This is a genomic window from Alloalcanivorax xenomutans (assembly GCF_900217905.1).
In the GTDB taxonomy this organism is placed as follows: domain Bacteria; phylum Pseudomonadota; class Gammaproteobacteria; order Pseudomonadales; family Alcanivoracaceae; genus Alloalcanivorax; species Alloalcanivorax xenomutans.
The window spans coordinates 31232-50166 of sequence record NZ_OBMO01000017.1 but is presented as its reverse complement, the minus strand read 5'-3'; the positions used below and the strand labels follow the sequence as shown (position 1 = coordinate 50166).

Below are 18935 nucleotides of genomic sequence, written 5' to 3'. Positions count from 1 at the left end.
CTGATCACCCGGTGACACGGCGGATGGTGAGAACATGGGCGATGCGCTCACCATCCCAGATGTATTCATAGTGGGTGCTGGGAATTACTGACTCCACCAGATGTGGGGAAAACAGGGCAAAACACAGCGCCCCCGGATCGCGTACCGAGCTGTAGGCGAGGCCATGCTCGTCGGCTTCAAACAGACGCTGGCCGAGGCGGCGGGCGCCGCTGTAATCCTCGGGGTGATACCACTGATCGTCGTCGCGCGGCGGGTTGTGAATGTCGCGTAACTCGGCGGAAAAGCGAACCCGCAGACCGCGCATCACCACCCGGTCGTACTTCAGCCCAACGACCTGCTGGAAGTAGTGTTGCTGGTGATAACGGGTTTCGGCAATGGCGGTGGCCATGCGCTCGGCGCAGTAGAGCACGCCGAAGCCGCCGTCGGAGAAGCGCGAGCCGGCGGGATTGACGTGGACAAAAGGGGCCAGGGCGTAGCTGCAGCCCGGAATGCCCCAGGGACGGCGTTCCGGCGGTACCCGGTTCAGCTCTCCGATCTGGGTTTGCAGGCGGGGATTGGTCAGCGCCTGTACCGCGAAAAGGGCGCCGAAATCGCTCTCGTCGGCGACATCATCGAACAGATCAATGGGTGGGTATTTGCCGTTGACGAGACGGTACGCCTCCTGATGGTCAAAGGCACGCAGCGGCAGTTCACGATAGTCCGCTTCGTTCACCACTGGCCCCCGCGCAGGCTGTCCAGATGACGGAACACCTCGTAGAGGCTGGCGACCCGCCCGGTGCTCATGGCCTCCATGGGGCTGATGCCGTTGAAGTAGGGATTGTGGTTGGGCATGCGCACGAAGCCATAGACGTTCTCCCGGTTGCCGAACAGGGTGCGCAACGCCTGATGAATGTTGAGCAGATAGCTCAGGCGCTCCAGCAAATCATTGGAAATGCGGGCGCTTTCCGGGCGACTCTGGTACTTGTGCAGGGTGGAGCGGCCGACGCCGAGCAGCGCGGTCTTCTCCTTCTCAGTGCATTGCCACAAATCGAGCAGTTTGAGCACCGCGCGCAGGGCGGCATGGCGGGCCTGATCGTCCAGAGCGGGCAGATTCTGAGTGTCGTGGGCCGGTTGCATGGGGCACCTCCTGACGTTTTGTCCATATTAGGACATAAATATGCGATTTGTCCATAAATGGATAAAAGGGTAAGACTCTGTATAATCCGCCGAACCCCTGGCAGCTTCGCCGGTCAAGGAAGGCAGGACATCATGGAGGAAAGCAAATAATGCGATTTCTGGCCGTATTGGCGTTGCTGGTGAGCTCACCGCTGTGGGCAAGGGATGCTCATTACGAGGGGCGGTATGTGGACGCGCACCTGCATTACGTGGATTTCATGCAGGAAAGCGAAGGCATGGACGCCATGTTCAATGCCATGGACAAGGCCAGGGTGGAGCAGGCCTGGGTCTTTGGCCTGCCGGTGGTGAAAAAGTGGGAGCAAAGCGCGCCGCGCCGGCCCCGTTACTTCCTTGGCGACGAAGCACCGTTGTACTACTACAGCGCCACCGACGACCTGTTGGCCCAGGCCATCGCCGCATTGCCACAAGAGCGCCGGCGGCGGCTGATGCCCTTTATCAGCGGTATCAATCCCACCGACCTCAACGCCGCCCGGCACGTGGAGGCGCTGATCGAGCGCTATCCGGGCCTGTGGCGCGGGATCGGTGAAGTAATCACTCGCCATGATGATCTCACCGCCCTGACCGAAGGGGAAACGCCGCGGGCCAATCACCCGGCGCTGATGAAGGTATATCGGGTGGCCGCCCGCCACGGTTTGCCGGTGCTGCTGCACAGCAATCTGACTTCGCTACGGGAGAAAACGCCGATCTATCTTGAGGAGCTGGAAGACGCGCTCAAGGAAAACCCGAAGACCCGCTTTATTCTTGCCCACGCCGGCACCAGTGGTGGGGTGGAAGCGCGGCAAGCGCCGTTGGAGACGCTGCCGGCTATTGTCCGCGCGCTGCTGGAGCGCTATGACAACCTCTACGTGGATCTGTCCTGGAGTGTGCGGGAGCACTACCTGCTGGATGATGACCGGCCGCGCGAGGTGTGGTTGACGCTGATCAATGATCATCCCGACCGCTTCACCCTGGGCACCGACCTGGTCGGACATTTCGGCAGTATGAAGAAAATCCTCAACAGCTATCGGCCGCTGCTGAACGCCCTGCCGGAAGAGGTGGCGCGACGGGTGGCCAGCGACAACGCCAAGGCGCTGGTGCCGGAAAAGGGCGCCGTGGCGAAATAGCTCTACGCCGCCGTGGGAGATTCCATGTTGCCTTGCAAGCTCACTGGTGCGGCGCGCCATTCGTCTGCAGGCTGGCTCCCACAGTGGGTCACGATTCCCTGATCAATCCCGCCGCCGTAACCGGCGCAGCAGACTGGACGTATCCCAACGGCCGCCGCCCATGGCCTGAATGTCCTTATAGAATTCGTTGATCTGCGCGGTCACCGGCAGGGGCGTGCCGGTGCGATTGGCCTCGGCCAGACAGATCATCAGATCCTTGCGCATCCAGTCCACGGCGAAGCCATGGTCGTACTCATCGGCGATCATGGTCTGGTGGCGGTTCAGCAATTGCCAGGAACTGCCGGCGCCGGCGCCGATCACCTGCATGGCTTTTTCCGCGTCCAACCCGGCATCCTGGGCAAAGGCAATGGCCTCGGCCACGCCCTGGATCGCCGCGCCGACGCAAATCTGGTTGGCCATTTTGGTGAGCTGGCCGCTGCCCGCCGGTCCCATCAGCACCACGCTCTTGCCATAGTGATCCAGCACCGGGGCGACACGCTCGAACACCGCTTCCTCGCCGCCGCACATCACCGAAAGCTGGCCGTTCTCGGCGCCTTGCTGGCCACCGGAAACCGGTGCGTCGATGAAATGGGCGCCCTGTTCGCGGCAGGCGTCGTCGAGGGTGCGGGCCATGGTGGCGCTGGCGGTGGTGTGGTCCACCAGCACCGCGCCGGTGGCCAGAGTGCTCACCGCGCCGTCTTCGCCAAGGGTAACCTGATGCAGGTCCTGGTCATTGCCCACGCACAGGAACACCGCATCGGCGCCTTCGGCGGCCAGTGCCGGAGTGGCGGCATGGCGGCCGCCGTATTCCTTCACCCAGGCTTCGGCCTTGGCGCCGGTGCGGTTGTAGACCGTTACTTCCAGGCCGGCACGGGCCAGGTGACCGGCCATGGGATAGCCCATAACACCAAGGCCGATAAATGCGACTCGGGAAATCATTGGGGCTCCTCAAGGTTGTAGATGGCGAAGCTGTCGGCGGTGAGGCTGCCCAGCAGCAAGCGCTGGCCGACCTGCTCCACACTGGTGATGGGGGAAAACGCATCGTCACCGAGATACTGCAGGTTATGGGTGACGTTGCCGTCGGTATCCAGGCCTAGCACAAAGGCGTGATGGGCCGGTTGCGGCTGCATGAACTCGGGCAGACGAAAGACCACCTTGCGCAACAGGGGCTTGTCGGCCATGGCATCCAGAGCGGCGTTGCGTGGTGCGAACAGGGCCACCCAGAAAGTATCGGTGCCATTACCGGAGATGCCGTCGGGAATACCCGGCAAATTATCGATGAACACGTCGTTTTCACCGGCCCGTTCGCCACTGAGCCAATAACGCAGCACCCGGTAGCTGCCGGTTTCCACCACCAGCAGGTAGGACTCGTCCGGGGCCAGGGCCACGCCGTTGGCGAATTGCAGGCCGTCCAGCAGGACCGTGGTGGTGTCGTTTCGCGGATCGTACTTCAGCAGCCGGCCGTGGCCGCCATGTTCGATGATATCGTCCCGGGCTTTCATCGCCGGGCCGAATTTGCTTGAGGCATCGGTAAAGTAAATGACGCCGTCGCTGGCCACGTCCACGTCATCGGTGAATTTGAAGGGTACGCCGTTCGCCTCCTTGGTGAGCGCCGTGACCGCGCCGGATTGCGCATTGATGCGCAACAGGCCCTGATAGCCATCGGCCACCACCAGAGTGCCGTCCGGGGCGAAATCCAGCCCCAGCGGCCGGCCGCCGGTGTTGGCGATCAGGTCGGCGTCGCTGCCGTCGCCGCGGAAGCGGACGATGCGCCCGTCTTCATAACCGACATAGAGACGTCCCTCTTTATCCACCGCCACATCTTCCGGGCCCCGGCCTTCGCCCGCGGCCAAACGGTGTACCCGGCCGAGCTGGTCGTTTACTGCGTATGGGCCTTCCAGAGCCGGTGCTTCGGGAGCGTCCCAGGCCACCGGTTCCACCGGCACAGGCCAGAACAACAGGTAACCGGCCAGAACCAGGAGGATCAGGATCAACAGGGCTTTTTTCATTTTGTCTTCCTTACTCTTGAAGCCTCGAATGCGGAGCGCAATCCGTCCCGCCGGGGCATGATAGGCTATCATGCCAGTGGAAGATGGCGATGACCTTCCCGCGGGGATCGCGGAAAATCGCGGAAAGGGGCAGCGGAACGGGATCATGGAGCGGGACGCCGGCGCCGGGATAATAGTGGATAAGGACAGCAATATGAGCAACGTAAATCCGGAACAGGGCGGTTTGCAGGTGGCGGCGCCCGACGCGCTGGCGGCGGAATTGAATTCGGCCGTGCCAGTGGCGGAGGATGAAAGTCAGGCGCTGGCACAACGGGCTGATCAACTGGTGGAACAGTTACTGAGCGCGTCTGCCAGCGGTGACCCGGCCCCGGCGCGCGGCGCCGTGGAAAACATGGGGCGGGATGTTCAGGCGCGCGCGGCCCGTCAAAGCCGGTTGTTGGAGGAGCCGGTGCACCGGCTCGCCAGCCGCGCCGAGGACGGCGGACCCGTGGCCAACGCCCTGGTCGATCTGAAAGTCCAGGTAGAGTCACTGGACCCGGCGCGGGTGGATCTGTCCCCGGGCTGGTTTTCCCGGCTGGCTGGCTATCTGCCCTTCGTCGGCACGCCGCTGAAACGCTATTTTTCCCGCTATGAATCCGCGTCCACGGTGATCGCCGCCATTGTCGAATCACTGGAGCAAGGGCGTGAGCAGTTACGCCGGGACAACATCACCCTGCAGGCGGATCAGCAGGACATGCGCGAGAACGGTCGGCAGTTGAGCCGGGCTGTTGCCCTCGGCGAGCAGATCGATGCGCGTTTGTCCCGTGCCCTGGAGCGTGACATCGACCCCCAGGATCCGCGGCACCGGTTCGTCCAGGAGGAGTTGCTGTTTCCCTTGCGTCAGCGGATTCAGGATATGCAGCAGCAGTTGGCGGTGAATCAGCAGGGCGTACTCACCACCGAAGTGATCGTCCGCAATAACCGCGAGCTGATCCGCGGCGTGGACCGCGCCACCCAGGTTACCGTCAATGCGCTGCGCATCGCGGTGACCCTGGCCATGGCCCTGGCCAATCAGCGCATCGTGCTGGACAAGATCGACGCGGTGAACAAAACCACCGATACACTGATCGCCGGTACCGCCCAGCGGCTGCGTCAGCAGGGCGCGGAGATCCATACCCGCGCGGCGTCCACGCAGCTGGATATGGAGGTCCTGCGACAGGCGTTCGTTGATATCAATGCTTCCCTGGAAGACATCGCCCGGTTCCGCCGTGAAGCCCTGCCGGGCATGGCCGATTCGATTCAGAAAATGGCGGTGTTGACCCGCAAAGGGGATGACGCGCTGTCACAGTTGGAGCAAGCCGAGGCGTCCCGTTCGGCGCTCGCCATCGATCTCAATCCGTGATTCGCGGGAGGCAGTGATATTGCGTGCCATGACGCGTGGGTTGATCGCTTATTTCCGGGATTGTCTCGCCGAGGATGGCGGCGACCGCCTGATTACCGACCTGTTCGCCCAATCCGAGCGCGGCCATGTTTTTTTTCGTGCCGATGGGGAACAGGCTCCAGGGACCTACCGGTGGCCGATACCCGAGCAGGAGGTGCAACGGCTGCGTCATGAGCAGAGTGCTCAGCGCCAGGAGCGGCGTCTCATGGCGGGGCTGTTCGTGGTGAGCGTGGCGGTGGACGGAGAGGGCTCGCGGCGCGGATACGTGCGCGCGCCCTTATTGATCGCCGAAGCGATGGTGAGCGACGAGCAAAGTGACACCGCCGCCATCGCAGTGGATGGCTTTCGTTATAACAGCGCGGTGCTGGATGCCTTGGCGGAATCGACGCCATGGGTTGCCGAGTTGGACCCGGAACAGGTGGACGAGGACACCCTGACGCGTATTCTGGCGTCGATGGACAGCCGGGAATACGCCGATAACGCCCGGGGTTTTCCGCGGCCGCGCAATGGTGGCCGTCCACGCTGCACCCCGGCGGGCGTGGCCTGGTTGTCGGCCCGCTCGCCCTTGCAACGCAGTGTGCTGTTCGAGCTGGAGCGACTGGCGGAGGGAGAAGTTCCTTTGTCGCCGCCTTTGCGGCAGGTGCTGGGAGAGCCGGTGCCGGCGCCGGAACAGGTGCGGCCGGCCGAGCCGGACACCCTGCCGGCCAGTCTTACTCACGCCCAGCAACAGACCCTGCAAAACGCCGCCTCGCAAACGCTCAGCGTGATCAACGGCCCGCCCGGTACAGGTAAGACCTATACGCTCTCCTGCCTCACCGTGGACCGGGTAATGCGCGGGGAATCGGTGCTTATCGTATGCAGTAACGAGCATGCCGCGGATGTGGTGCGCGGCAAACTGGATGATCTGTTCGGCGATGCCGGGGATCTGATCCTGCGTGCCGGCCGCGGTGACCATCGCAAGCTCTTGCTGGAGCGGCTGGATTACTGGCTGTCCGGGGAAATGGCGCTGGCGCCGGAGCCGCAACGGCCGGCCTTGCTAAAGCGGATGGACCAGGCGACCGTGGCCTACCGGGGGCTGGAGCGGCGATTCCGCCGGGATTTGCGCCGGGCGGAACGGGCCGGCGCGCGCGCTGGTGGGTTTTGGGCTCAACTGCGGCGCTGGTGGGCGAGCCGGCGCTTACTGGCGCAACCGATGCTGGCGCAACAATGGCAGCAGTTACAGGCGTCGGTGGAGGCGCACCAGGAACTGGCCCGGCATACTCTGGAAGCGGGGGGCAACGACAATCTGGCGACGCTGTTGCGTCAGCGCCGCAATCAACTGAGCACCTTGTCGCGGGCGTTGCGTTCCCGTAGTGGAGCGTTACGCCAGGACCGCTTCGACAAACTGGACTGGTCGCTGCTGACCAGCACTTTTCCGGTGTGGGTGGTGTCCGCTCATGCTCTGAGCCGAAGCCTGCCGGTCAATGAACCGCTGTTCGATCTGGTGGTGATGGACGAGGCCACCCAATGCAACCTGCCATTGGCGCTGCCGGCGCTGCAACGGGCCCGCCGGGCGGTGGTGGTGGGGGACCCCAAGCAGTTACGTCATTTCTCCTTTCTCGCCCGTGACCGCCAGCAGGCGCTGGCGATCCAGCACGGTGTCAGCGGGGCACCGCTGGATCTGGATTACCGGGAGCGCTCGCTGCTGGATTATGCCCTGGACGCGGTGACCAGCCAGGAGGCGGTGGCGTTCCTTGATGAACACTTCCGCAGCCACCCGGCGCTGATCCGCTTCAGCAACGCGGAATTCTATTCGGATCGGCTCAAGGTGCTGACCCGCCTGGACAATCGTGAGTCGGATCAGCCATTGCGGCTGGAGAGCTGTCCGGTGACGCTGAAGGACACCGTGAATCTGGCGGAAGTGGATTTGGTGATGGCGCGGTTGCGGGGGTTGGTCGAGGCGTGCCGGGACTTGCCGGATGACCGTTGCCCGCAAATCGGTGTGGTGGCGATGTCACGGGCGCTGGCCACGGTGCTGGAAAACCGGCTGCTGGACAGCTTCGAGCTGACCACGCTGGGGCGTCACAATCTTCGCGTTGGCACGCCTTACGCCTTCCAGGGGGAAGAGCGGGATTTCATGCTGGTCGCCACCGGCGTTTATCCGGGCCGTTCGGCAGCGGCCTGGCGCTACCTGGAGCGGCCCGACGTGTTCAATGTGGCGGTGACCCGGGTGCGACACCGGCAATGGCTGTTTGTCGGCGAGGGGGCTCTGGATGAGCGGCCACAGGGATTGCTGGCCCGCTATGTGACCACGGTGGCGCGGCAAAATGACATTGCCGTCAGCGCCTCGCCAGCGGTGGAAGCCTTGCGGCGGGAATTGGTCGGTGTTCTGGAAGGGTGGGGGGCGCGTTGCGAGCTGGATTACGTGTTCGCCGGCCAATCCCTGGATCTGCTGGTGCGCCATGCCGGCGGCGCTCTGGCTATCGATGTGATCGGTGTGGGGGAGGCGGGCGAGGCGTGGCAGTGGCAGCGCTATCGACTGTTGGAACGGGCCGGGTTGGCATTGTTTCCGGTCAGTGCCCTGGACTGGAGTCATCGCCGGGAAGGGGTGTTGGAACAGTTGCAGGCGCGTTTGGCGCTCTCCGATGCCGAGCCGGTGAGTGCCCGTCCTTATCATTCCCTTCGCTGGCGGCTGCAAGTGTTGGACGCACCGCGCTTGCGGCAGCTGCTGGGAGAATTGGAGCAGGTGCACGGCCAGGTGCTGCACTGGCTGGATCAGCGCTTTCTGCCCACCGAACTGACCTATCAGCGTTACCAGGAGGGGGTCGAGAGACTGCAGCGCGCGGCGCTGGCCGAGCTGGAAGGCGCCTGTGTGCTGCTGGAAGGGATTCGTGAGTTGGACGAGGACATTGACGCCGATATTGATGCGCGCCTGACGGCCTGCCGCGCGGCGGTGGAGGCATTGAGCCGGTTGGGGAAAGAGCTGGCGCTGCTGCGACAGGAGGATTCCGGTTTGCAGGGGGCGCTGGATGACGTGCTGAAACTGGCGGACCGGGTGTCGTTGTATCAGCGTTGAGGCGCTGACATATCGCGGCTTGTGAGCACGCTTATTTCGCGCATTCGCTGCCAAGGCCGCTTCCCACAGGGCTACAGAGTCACTGTGGGAAACTGCCTTGGCAGCGAATGAACGTGTCAGTGAACTGGTGGGACATCAGAGGCTCACGAGTCCCGATTCTCGTTTCGCCCAATACAAAAACGCCGGCCCGAAGGCCGGCGTTCTTGTCTGACACCGAGGTGTCTCGAGATGCCTACTTGCGCTCGTTGAGCGGCACGAAGGAGCGCTCGGTCTCGCCGGTGTAGAGCTGGCGGGGACGACCGATCTTGTAGGGATTGGAGATCATTTCGTTCCAGTGCGCGATCCAGCCCACGGTACGGGACAGGGCGAAGATCACGGTGAACATGCTGGTCGGAATGCCAATCGCCTTGAGGATGATCCCGGAGTAGAAGTCCACGTTCGGGAACAGCTTCTTCTCTTTGAAGTACGGGTCGTTGAGGGCGATCTCCTCAAGCTTCATGGCAAGTTCGAGTTGCGGATCGTTGATGCCCAGTTCGGCCAGTACTTCGTGGCAGGATTCGCGCATCACCGTGGCACGCGGGTCGTAGTTCTTGTACACCCGGTGGCCAAAGCCCATCAGCTTGAACGGATCGTTCTTGTCCTTCGCCTTGGCGATGAACGTTTCGATCTGGGAAACGTCGCCGATTTCCTCCAGCATCTTCAGTACCGCTTCGTTGGCACCGCCGTGAGCCGGGCCCCACAGGGCGGAAATGCCGGCGGCGATACAGGCGAACGGGTTGGCACCGGAAGAACCGGCCAGACGCACGGTGGAAGTGGACGCGTTCTGTTCGTGATCGGCGTGGAGGATGAAGATGCGATCCATGGCGCGGGCCAGGGTCGGGCTGATCTTGCTGTCCTCGCAGGGGTTGCCGAACATCATGTGCAGGAAGTTTTCCGCATAACCCAGATCGTTGCGCGGGTACATCAGCGGCTGACCGAGACCGTACTTGTAGCACATGGCCGCGATGGTCGGCATCTTGGCGATGAGACGGAACGCGGTGACGTCACGATGGGTGGGGTTATTGATATCCAGCGAGTCGTGATAGAACGCGGACAGAGCCCCGACCACGCCGCACATGATCGCCATCGGATGGGCGTCACGGCGGAAGCCGTTGAAGAAGTTGCGAATCTGCTCGTGCACCATGGTGTGGTTCTTCACGGTGCTGACGAATTCCACTTTCTGCTCGGCGCTCGGCAGTTCGCCGTTGAGCAGCAGGTAGCACACTTCAAGGTAGTCGGACTTGGAAGCCAGTTCCTCGATGGAATAGCCGCGGTGCAGCAGCTGGCCTTTCTCGCCGTCGATGTAAGTGATCTTGGATTCGCAGGACGCGGTGGACGTAAAGCCCGGGTCGAAGGTAAAGATGCCATTGGCGGTGAGGGAGGACACATCAATAACGTCCTGGCCCAGGGTCGGCGTATGGATCGGCAGTTCCAGATCCTCCCGGCCCTCTACCTTGAGAATGGCTTTCTTCTCGGTCATGGGAATTTCTCCTCGGTGTATAGAGGGAGCAGCAGCGGAACCTGTGGACAGCGTCCGGACGGCGATGCCGAGCAGCGGCTGTTCAGAGGTCCCCCAAGGTCCTCCAGAGCGCGGGGGACGTTAAAGTTTTGGCCTGTCTTTGTCAACGAAGAAGGGACCACGGGAAAAGGTGCCTTTTGCAGGGTAAACAGCTTGTTACGGCGCGCAATGCTGGCATTTTGCCCCGGAATGGCAAGGTGGTTGATGTAAAAGTGCCTATATAAAACAAAGCCTTAGCCTGTTTTCCGCCAGTTGGCGTTTGTTTTGCCGTCGGTGCGGCGATATACTGCCGCCCGCAAGGGGACCTCTGACCGAGTCCCTTGCGGCACAGCAAGGTGGTGGCGTGATGCCGAGCAGTATAAGCGCAATGACAGGCGCCGCCCCTTGATTCGGACGTTGTCAGGGAATACGCAACCGGCCACGCCGCCATCCTCTTTCGTGGATGACAGCGGTGGTGACGCTAGTGCATTCCGGCGACCGCCGACCGCAACGGACTTGGTCATGGATTCCCGGAATACGGGCTTCACCCCGGCCCTGGTATCACCGCATTCGCCGCCAGTCTTCACCTTGAGACGACATCGGTGATGCCAAGTTCCCGACAACCGCTCCGGCCTGCCCGGAGCCCGGCAAAAGTGTAGGCTACCGTGAACGACAAAAGACCCGTCAATCTCGATCTATCGACGATCAAGTTCCCGGTCACCGCCATTGCGTCCATCACTCACCGGATTACCGGCGTCGCCATTTTCGTGGCGTTGCCGATATTGCTGTGGATGCTGGATCGTTCCGTGGCGTCCCCGGAGAGCTTTGCGGACCTGAAACAACTCCTTGATTCCCCCCTGGCCAAACTGGTCGTGTGGGCCATCCTCACTCCGATTCTGTATCACCTGGTGGCCGGTATCCGGCATCTGTTCATGGACGCCGGGATGGGTGAGACCCTGGAAGGCGGGCGGCGTGGCGCCAAGTCGGTGTTCATCATCACCGCCGTTCTCGTTGTACTGGTAGGAGCTTGGATATGGTAACCCGGGTAACCAGCGTCACCAGTCTGGGCCGTAATGGCCTGTACGACTGGCTGATTCAGCGCGTCAGCGCCGTTGTTATCGGCGTGTACTTCATCGGCATGTTGGCTTATCTGATCGCCCAGCCGAATCTCGACTATGGCACCTGGAAAGCCTTCATCGGCTCCGTGCCAATGCAAATCGCCACCACCTTGCTGGTACTTTCCGTGGCCGCCCACACCTGGGTCGGTCTGTGGGGTGTGACCACCGACTATCTCACCAGCCTGACCTTTGGCAAATCCGCCACCGGTGTGCGCCTCGTCGTGCAGATGGTGATTGCTCTGCTGCTGCTGGTCTACGTCCTTTGGGGCCTGGTAACGATTTGGGGAGGCGCTTGATCCATGTCCATTCGCACCATTACCTTTGATGCCATTGTGGTGGGTGGCGGCGGCGCCGGCATGCGCGCGTCCCTGCAAATGGCGCAGTCCGGTTTCAAGACCGCGCTGATTTCCAAAGTCTTTCCCACCCGTTCCCATACGGTGTCCGCCCAGGGCGGCATCACTTGTGCCATTGCCTCCGCCGATCCCAATGACGACTGGCGCTGGCACATGTACGACACGGTCAAGGGTTCCGATTACATCGGTGACCAGGACGCCATCGAATATATGTGCTCGGTCGGCCCGGAAGCGGTGTTCGAACTCGACCACATGGGGCTGCCGTTCTCCCGTACCGAGGAAGGCCGGATCTACCAGCGCCCGTTCGGCGGTCAGTCGAAGAATTTCGGCGAGGGCGGTCAGGCCGCCCGGACCTGTGCCGCCGCCGACCGTACCGGTCACGCGCTGCTGCACACCCTTTATCAGCAGAACCTGAAGAACGGCACTCAGGTGTACAGTGAGTGGTACGCCGCGGAGCTGGTGAAGGATGGTCAAGGCAATGTATGTGGCGTTATCGCCATCTGCATCGAAACCGGTGAAACGGTATTCTTCAAAGCCAAGGCGACGGTCTTCGCCACCGGCGGTTCCGGCCGTATCTACGCCTCCACCACCAATGCCCTGATCAACACCGGTGACGGTGTCGGCATGGCCCTGCGTGCCGGTTTGCCGGTGCAGGACATCGAGATGTGGCAATTCCACCCCACCGGTATCGCCGGTGCCGGGGTGCTGGTGACCGAAGGTTGTCGGGGTGAGGGCGGTTATCTCATCAACAAGGACGGCGAGCGCTTCATGGAGCGCTATGCGCCCAACGCCAAGGACCTGGCGTCCCGTGACGTTGTCGCCCGTTCCATGATGATGGAAATCCTGGACGGCCGCGGCGCCGGTCCGGATGGCGACCACGTCTTCCTCAAGCTCGATCATCTGGGCGAGGAAGTGCTGCACAGCCGCCTGCCGGGTATCTGTGAGCTGGCCATCACCTTCGCCCACACCGATCCGGTGAAGGAACCGATTCCGGTGGTACCCACCTGTCACTACATGATGGGCGGTATCCCCACCAATGTGCATGGTCAGGCGATCAAACTGAGCGCTGGCCACGAAGGTCAGGACCAGTTCGTCAACGGCCTGTTCGCGGTGGGCGAGGTGGCCTGTGTGTCCGTGCACGGCGCCAACCGTCTCGGCGGCAACTCGCTGCTCGACCTGGTGGTGTTCGGCCGTGCCGCCGGTCTCTTCATTGAAGACGCTCTGCGTCAGGGCATGACCCAGTACGAGCCGAGCAATGACGATATCGACCAGGCCCTGAGCCGGGTGCGTCGCTGGGATGAGTCCCAGGGTGGCGAGTCCGTGGCCAGCTTGCGCAAAGAGCTGCAGAGCACCATGCAGAACCACTTCGGTGTATTCCGCAAGGGTGATCTCATGCACGAAGGCGTTTCCAAACTGGCCGAACTGCGTGAGCGTGTCGCCAAGGCTCATCTGGAGGACAAGAGCCAGTCCTTCAACACTGCCCGGGTCGAAGCGCTGGAGCTGGACAACCTGTTGGAAGTGGCTGAAGCCACCGCCATCGCCGCCGAAGGCCGTAGGGAAAGCCGCGGGGCTCATGCCCGCTACGACTTCCCGGACCGCGACGATGAGAACTGGCTGTGCCATTCCATCTACGATCCGCTCACCAAGCAATTGGGCAAGCGTGCGGTGAACTTCGAGCCGAAGACCGTGGATACCTTCCAGCCCAAGGCGCGGACCTACTAACGGAGAGCTGCAATGAAAGTCAGTATCTATCGCTACAACCCGGATACCGACCGCGAACCGACCATGAAAGAGTACGACGTGGACACTCAGGGCAAGGACCTGATGGTGCTCGACGTGCTCAACCTGGTGAAGGAGATGGACCCGTCCCTGGGCTTCCGTCGCTCCTGTCGCGAAGGCGTGTGCGGCTCCGACGGTATGAACATCAACGGCAAGAACGGTCTGGCCTGTATCACTTCGCTGTCTTCCGTGGCGCCTGGCGTTAAAGAAGGTAAAAAAGCGCTGGTGCTGCGGCCGCTGCCGGGATTGCCGGTGGTGCGCGATCTGGTGGTGGACATGACCATGTTCTACAACCAGTACGAGAAGGTGCAACCGTACCTGCAGAACAGCACGCCGGCACCGGCCATCGAGCGGCTGCAGTCCCCTGAGGAACGCGCCAAACTCGACGGCCTGTACGAGTGCATCCTGTGTGCCTGCTGCTCCACCAGCTGCCCGAGTTTCTGGTGGAACCCGGACAAGTTCCTGGGGCCGGCGGCGTTGTTGCAGGGCTATCGCTTCCTGGCGGACAGCCGTGACACCGCCACCGAAGAGCGCCTGGCGCGGCTGGATGACCCGTTCAGCCTGTTCCGGTGCCATGGCATCATGAACTGTGTCAGCGTGTGCCCGAAAGGGCTCAACCCGACCCGGGCCATCGGCCACATCCGTTCCATGCTGTTGGAACGGGGCATCTGACCCGGACCAAAAAAGGCGGCCTCTGGCCGCCTTTTTTGTGGGTGTGGTGTCCGGCGATTTTATGGCCACAGTCCATGGCGGCCACCCTGTCGGGCCATCGCTGGCGCGATGTCAAAAATCGTTCCAGACGATTTTTTGTATCTGAATGCGACCCCCGGGGGTCAATCCGGCGCGCTTCGGATAAGCTTGAAATCGCCGCGGCAGCCCCGATAACCAGACTCGACCTTGGTGGCATTGAAGTTCTTCCCCAAAAGGTCGATAAGTCGGACAGTGTCGGGGGGCTGAACAGGCCGGTTGGCAGGGTACGGGCCGCCGGTGAGCCCCAAACCGGCTCTAACAAAAGCCTCACAAACGTACTACACTATCGGCCGGTTCCGGAAACCCCGGAATCGGTGTACGCAGCAGGGTGGAGTGGCGCTTAAAAGGCAGCCGCTCCGGACACATTGAAAGCTCGGGAACAGGGTCATCCTCCCTGTGGTCACAGCACCATCTCATGCCACAGGCGTGACAGGCTCCCGGCTAAGGAACGAGCGACGATGCAAGACAGTTCCATGCAGCGCCAATGGCAATCCTCCCATCTCGGGGGTGCCAACATGGCCTATGTCGATGAACTGTACGAATCCTATCTGACAGATCCCAACTCCGTGCCGGAAGACTGGCGCGCTTACTTCGAAAAACTCCCCAGTGTTAACGGTGCCGTTGAGTCCGATGTTCCCCACGGACCGGTGCGTGAGTACTTTTTGCTGGAAGCCAAGAACCGCTCCCGAGTCCAGAAGATGGGCGCCGGCGCGGTCAGCAGCGAGCACGAACGCCGCCAGGTGCGGGTACTGCACCTGATCGCCGCTTACCGTAACCGTGGGCACCAGGTCGCCAGGCTGGACCCGCTGGGGCTGATGGAGCGGGAGCAGGTGGCGGATCTGGAACTGGCCCATCATGGTCTGAGCCAGTCCGACCTGGAAACCGTATTCCAGACCGGTAACCTGTTCATTGGCAAACCGGAAGCCAAACTCCGTGAAATCGTTGACTGCCTGAAGGGCGCTTACTGCTCCTCGGTCGGTGCCGAATACATGCACATCGTCAACACCGCGGAGAAGCGCTGGATTCAGCAGCGTCTGGAGAGTGTGCGCAGCCATCCGCAATATAATGCGGAGATCAAGCAACATATCCTGGAACGGCTGACCGCCGCCGAAGGGCTGGAGAAATACCTGGGCAGTCGCTACCCGGGTACCAAGCGTTTCGGTCTGGAAGGCGGTGAATCCCTGATTCCCCTGATGGACGAGATGATCCAGCGGGTCGGCAGCTACGGCGCCAAGGAAATGGTGCTTGGCATGGCCCACCGGGGCCGTCTGAACGTGCTGGTGAACACTCTGGGCAAGAGCCCGCGGGATCTGTTCGGCGAATTCGAAGGCAAGAGCTTCAACGAGAACGGCTCCGGCGACGTGAAGTATCACCAGGGCTTCTCCTCCAACGTGCAGACCTCCGGCGGTGAAGTGCACCTGGCCATGGCCTTCAACCCCTCTCACCTGGAAATCGTCTCTCCGGTGGTGGAAGGGTCGGTGCGTGCCCGTCAGGATCGTCGCCAGGATCACGGTGGTGATCAGGTGGTGCCGATTCTGGTTCATGGTGACGCGGCTTTCGCCGGTCAGGGTGTGGTCATGGAAACCTTCCAGATGTCCCAGACCCGTGGTTTCAAAACCGGCGGCACCCTGCACGTGATCATCAATAACCAGGTGGGCTTCACCACCAGCCGCCAGGACGACGCCCGTTCCACCGAGTACTGCACCGATGTGGCGAAGATGGTCCAGGCGCCGATCTTCCACGTCAACGCGGATGATCCGGAAGCGGTGTACTTCGTCACCCAGCTGGCGGTGGACTACCGCATGCAGTTCAAGAAGGACGTGGTGATCGATCTGATCTGTTACCGTCGTCTGGGTCACAACGAGGCGGATGAGCCGTCCTCCACCCAGCCGCTGATGTACAAGAAGATCAAATCTCACCCGACCACCCGCACCCTCTACGCCGAGGCGTTGATCAGCCAGCAGGTGATCAGCGAACAGGACGCGCAGAAGATGGTGGACGATTACCGCGACGCGCTGGACGAGGGCAACCATGTGGTCAAGGCCCTGGTCCGCGAGCCCAACAAGGCGTTGTTCGTGGACTGGTCTCCCTACATCGGCCACGAAGTGGAAGATGATTGGGACACCGGCTACCCGCTGAAAAAGCTGCAGGACCTGGCCAGCCGTCTGGAAACCCTGCCGGAAGGCCTGGTGCTGCAACGCCAGGTCAAGAAGATCGTGGAGGACCGCCGCAAGATGACCGCCGGCGCCCAGCCGCTGAACTGGGGCTATGGGGAAACCCTGGCCTATGCCACGCTGCTGGATCAGGGGTTCGCGGTGCGTCTTACCGGCCAGGACTGCGGCCGCGGCACCTTCTCCCATCGCCACGCGGTGCTGCACAACCAGAAGAATGGCGAACAGTACGTTCCTCTGCAGCACCTCTATGAAGGGCAGCCTGAGTTCGATATCTACGACTCCCTGCTGTCCGAGGAAGCGGTGCTGGGCTTCGAGTATGGCTACGCCACCACCACGCCGAAGGCTCTGGTGCTGTGGGAAGCGCAGTTCGGCGATTTCGCCAACGGCGCTCAGGTGGTGATCGACCAGTTCATCTCTTCCGGCGAGGCCAAGTGGGGGCGGCTGTGCGGTTTGACGCTGCTGCTGCCGCACGGCTACGAAGGGCAGGGGCCGGAACACTCCTCCGCTCGTCTGGAACGCTTCCTGCAGCTCAGTGCCGAGCACAACATGCAGGTCTGCGTACCGTCGACTCCGGCGCAAATCTTCCACCTGCTGCGCCGCCAGGCGGTACGGCCGCTGCGCAAGCCGCTGGTGGTGATGAGTCCGAAGAGTTTGCTGCGGCACAAACGGGCGATCTCGTCTCTGGAGGATCTCTCCGAGGGTCGTTTCCACACTGTGCTTGAGGATACCGCCGAGCTCGATAGCAAAGCGGTGAAGCGCGTGGTCATGTGTTCCGGCAAGGTCTACTACGACCTGCTGGAAAAACGTGAGTCCGACGACATCAAGGACACCGCTCTGGTCCGCATCGAGCAGCTCTATCCGTTCCCGGAGCAGCGGCTGCGCGAGATTCTGGAAAGCTATCCGAATCTCGAGCATGTGGTCTGGTGTCAGGAGGAGCCGATGAACCAGGGCGCCTGGTACTGCTCCCAACACCACATGTTCCGGGTGGCCCGCGCGGTCAATCCGAAACTGTACGTGCAATACGCGGGCCGTGACATGGCGGCGGCTCCGGCGGCGGGTTCGATGTCCCTGCACGTGGAACAGCAGCAGCGTCTGGTCGAAGACGCCTTCAACATCAAGTAGACAGCCTAACGAACTGGTTTAAGGAACAGGCATGGCGACAGATATCAAAGCCCCGCAATTTCCGGAATCCGTGGCCGATGGCACGGTAGCCACCTGGCACAAGAAAGAAGGCGAGGCGGTTAAACGTGACGAGCTGCTGGTGGACATCGAGACCGACAAGGTGGTTCTCGAGGTAGTGGCTCCGATGGACGGTGTTCTGACCAAGATCCTCAAAGGCGAAGACGCCACCGTGGAAAGTCAGGAAGTGCTCGGGCAGTTGGAAGCGGGCGCCAGCGCGTCCGCCTCCGCTCCCGCCGAGGAAAAACCGCAAGCCGAGGCGCCGGCCGCCGAAGCGCAAGGCGGTGACGATGACGGCGATGCTCAGGCCGGGCCGGCCGCGCGCAAGCTGATGAGCGAGCATGGTCTCAGAGCCGCCGACATCAAAGGCACCGGCGCCAAGGGCCGCATCACCAAGGAAGACGTGGAAAAGGCGCTGGCCAACAAGCAGCAAAGCCCGTCCTCCGCCAGCGCTCCGGCTCCGGCGGCCGCTCCGGCTCCGGCCGCGGGTGAGCGCGAGGAACGCCGCGTACCGATGACCCGCCTGCGCAAGCGCATCGCCGAACGTCTGGTGGCGGCGCAGCAGGACGCGGCCATGTTGACCACCTTCAACGAGGTCAACATGAAGCCGATCATGGACATGCGCAAGCACTATCAAAGCGAGTTCGAGAAGTCCCACGGTGTGCGCCTGGGCTTCATGAGCTTCTTTACCCGCGCCTGCGTGGAAGCGCTGAAGCGCTTCCCGGCGGTGAATGCGTCCATCGACGGTGACGACATCGTGTACCACGGTTACTACGACGTGGGCATGGCGGTATCCACCGAGCGTGGCCTGGTGGTGCCGGTAATGCGTGACGCCGACCAGAAAGGGCTGGCCGAAATCGAATCCCAGATCATCGAGTTCGGTACCAAGGCCCGTGACGGCAAACTGTCCATCGAGGAGATGACCGGCGGCACCTTCACCATCTCCAACGGCGGTATCTTCGGCTCACTGTTGTCCACGCCGATCCTCAACCCGCCGCAAACCGCCATCCTGGGGATGCACAAGATCCAGGAAAGACCGATGGCGGTGGATGGCGAAGTGAAGATTCTGCCAATGATGTATCTGGCGTTGTCCTACGACCACCGGATCATCGACGGCAAGGAAGCGGTGCAATTCCTGGTCGCCGTGAAGAACTTCATCGAGGATCCGGCACGGCTGCTGCTGGACATCTGATTCCCGGCGCCGGCCCGGGGCCCCGCGCCCCGCGCCGGTGGCCCCGACGCA

Annotated in this window: 14 protein-coding genes; 9 read left to right on the top strand and 5 right to left on the bottom strand. The window is 62.2% G+C overall.

Annotated elements, in window-relative coordinates; genetic code table 11:
• Positions 1–4: 4 nt before the first annotated feature.
• A complete protein-coding gene (locus CRO06_RS14130; RefSeq protein ID WP_051414481.1) occupies positions 5–712 on the bottom strand; it encodes an RES family NAD+ phosphorylase in 708 nt (235 codons plus the stop codon).
• Positions 709–1116, bottom strand: a complete 408-nt coding sequence (locus CRO06_RS14125; RefSeq protein WP_022994644.1) for an MbcA/ParS/Xre antitoxin family protein — start codon at positions 1114–1116, stop codon at positions 709–711. The genes CRO06_RS14130 and CRO06_RS14125 overlap by 4 nt, the downstream gene beginning before the upstream one ends.
• A gap of 149 nt (positions 1117–1265) precedes the next feature.
• Between CRO06_RS14125 and CRO06_RS14120 the strand changes: the two genes are divergently transcribed.
• Positions 1266–2279 carry an amidohydrolase family protein gene (locus CRO06_RS14120; protein WP_097058712.1) on the top strand — a complete coding sequence of 338 codons (1014 nt, stop codon included), beginning with the start codon at positions 1266–1268 and terminating at the stop codon, positions 2277–2279.
• Positions 2280–2381: 102 nt separating this feature from the next.
• On the opposite strand, the gene CRO06_RS14115 is transcribed toward CRO06_RS14120, so the two are convergent.
• Together CRO06_RS14115 and CRO06_RS14110 are read right to left on the bottom strand one after the other, a co-directional pair.
• Complete coding sequence (locus CRO06_RS14115) at positions 2382–3257, bottom strand: NAD(P)-dependent oxidoreductase (RefSeq protein WP_026949596.1); 876 nt, start codon at positions 3255–3257, stop codon at positions 2382–2384.
• Complete coding sequence (locus CRO06_RS14110; RefSeq protein ID WP_097058711.1) at positions 3254–4327, bottom strand: SMP-30/gluconolactonase/LRE family protein; 1074 nt, start codon at positions 4325–4327, stop codon at positions 3254–3256. The genes CRO06_RS14115 and CRO06_RS14110 overlap by 4 nt, the downstream gene beginning before the upstream one ends.
• A gap of 193 nt (positions 4328–4520) precedes the next feature.
• On the opposite strand from CRO06_RS14110, the gene CRO06_RS14105 reads away from it, so the two are divergent.
• Together CRO06_RS14105 and CRO06_RS14100 are read left to right on the top strand one after the other, a co-directional pair.
• The gene (locus CRO06_RS14105) at positions 4521–5708 is read left to right on the top strand and encodes a toxic anion resistance protein (RefSeq protein WP_167374850.1); all 1188 of its coding nucleotides are present in this window, start codon (positions 4521–4523) and stop codon (positions 5706–5708) included.
• Positions 5709–5736: 28 nt separating this feature from the next.
• A complete protein-coding gene (locus tag CRO06_RS14100) occupies positions 5737–8802 on the top strand; it encodes an AAA domain-containing protein (RefSeq protein WP_101536273.1) in 3066 nt (1021 codons plus the stop codon).
• Between the two features lie 232 nt (positions 8803–9034).
• Here CRO06_RS14100 and gltA read toward each other — a convergent pair whose 3' ends face one another.
• Complete coding sequence (gene gltA / locus CRO06_RS14095) at positions 9035–10321, bottom strand: citrate synthase (protein WP_097058709.1); 1287 nt, start codon at positions 10319–10321, stop codon at positions 9035–9037.
• A gap of 683 nt (positions 10322–11004) precedes the next feature.
• Here gltA and sdhC point away from each other — a divergent pair.
• From sdhC to odhB, 6 genes are all read left to right on the top strand, one after another.
• Positions 11005–11379, top strand: coding sequence for a succinate dehydrogenase, cytochrome b556 subunit (gene sdhC, locus CRO06_RS14090; protein WP_022994651.1), 375 nt, complete (start codon positions 11005–11007; stop codon positions 11377–11379).
• Positions 11373–11753 carry a succinate dehydrogenase, hydrophobic membrane anchor protein gene (sdhD, locus tag CRO06_RS14085; RefSeq protein WP_022994652.1) on the top strand — a complete coding sequence of 127 codons (381 nt, stop codon included), beginning with the start codon at positions 11373–11375 and terminating at the stop codon, positions 11751–11753. Before sdhC ends, sdhD begins: the two co-directional genes overlap by 7 nt.
• Before the next feature lie 3 nt (positions 11754–11756).
• The gene (sdhA, locus tag CRO06_RS14080) at positions 11757–13532 is read left to right on the top strand and encodes a succinate dehydrogenase flavoprotein subunit (RefSeq protein WP_097058708.1); all 1776 of its coding nucleotides are present in this window, start codon (positions 11757–11759) and stop codon (positions 13530–13532) included.
• Between the two features lie 12 nt (positions 13533–13544).
• Positions 13545–14261 (top strand): succinate dehydrogenase iron-sulfur subunit, encoded by a 717-nt coding sequence (locus CRO06_RS14075; protein ID WP_026949599.1) that lies wholly within the window; start codon positions 13545–13547, stop codon positions 14259–14261.
• A gap of 536 nt (positions 14262–14797) precedes the next feature.
• Positions 14798–17635, top strand: a complete 2838-nt coding sequence (locus CRO06_RS14070) for a 2-oxoglutarate dehydrogenase E1 component (protein ID WP_022994655.1) — start codon at positions 14798–14800, stop codon at positions 17633–17635.
• A gap of 31 nt (positions 17636–17666) precedes the next feature.
• Positions 17667–18884 carry a 2-oxoglutarate dehydrogenase complex dihydrolipoyllysine-residue succinyltransferase gene (gene odhB, locus CRO06_RS14065; protein ID WP_097058707.1) on the top strand — a complete coding sequence of 406 codons (1218 nt, stop codon included), beginning with the start codon at positions 17667–17669 and terminating at the stop codon, positions 18882–18884.
• The last annotated feature ends 51 nt before the right edge of the window (positions 18885–18935 follow it).